The sequence below is a fragment of the Flavobacterium sp. FlaQc-49 genome, from assembly GCF_044005985.1.
Classification (GTDB): domain Bacteria; phylum Bacteroidota; class Bacteroidia; order Flavobacteriales; family Flavobacteriaceae; genus Flavobacterium; species Flavobacterium cupriresistens.
The window spans coordinates 1-743 of record NZ_JBIPCS010000035.1 but is presented as its reverse complement, the minus strand read 5'-3'; the positions used below and the strand labels follow the sequence as shown (position 1 = coordinate 743).

1 protein-coding gene is annotated in these 743 nt (G+C 38.2%); it reads left to right on the top strand.

Annotated elements, in window-relative coordinates; genetic code table 11:
* The coding region (locus tag ACHRV3_RS22980) for a carboxypeptidase-like regulatory domain-containing protein (RefSeq protein ID WP_395436287.1) at nucleotides 1-743 on the top strand (743 nt) is incomplete at both ends.

Genomic DNA, 743 nt, shown 5'->3' with positions numbered 1-743 from the left:
CTGCCGGTACACCACAAGATGTAACGAATGTTTCTGATAATTGTGATTCAAATGTAACAATCACCGTAACTGATACCAATAACGGAGGAAGTGGTTGTGATGGAAATGCTTATATCTTAACCAGAACTTACACCCTTACAGATTGTGCTGGTAATAAAACAGAACTGGTACAAACCTTTACTGTCGAAAATAAAGTGTCTGTGAGCGGAATTGCTTCGAACGTAACTTGTCTTGGTGGTACTGATGGTTCTATCATGATTACAAGTAGTCCTGGTGCTACAGTTGTAATTAGAAATCAAAACAATGAAGTTGTTGGAAATACAAACTTACCCGCCGGTACTTATACCTTAACTGCAACATCGTCAGTTAACAATGGAAACCAAACTTGTACAGCAACGACTACCGTTGTAATAACACAACCGGATTACAAAGTAAAAATATCCGGACAAATTATTAATGCTGATACCAATACACCTATTGCCAACGTACCGGTAACATTAATTCCACAAGGTACTACAACAGGTCCAATTCTATTGCGCATCACTGGTGCAGATGGTATATACAATTTCTCAGGTGTTCCGACAGGAAGCTACCTGGTTCAGGTTCAGGACGCTAATTTAAGTAGCGTACACCAATTATATCCGGTGGATTCAAATGTATTCCTTACTACTCTTGAAGAATGTAAATTTCAAGTGCATAATTTCTTATATGGATCATCAACTCGACCTGTTTTAGGAGATTAT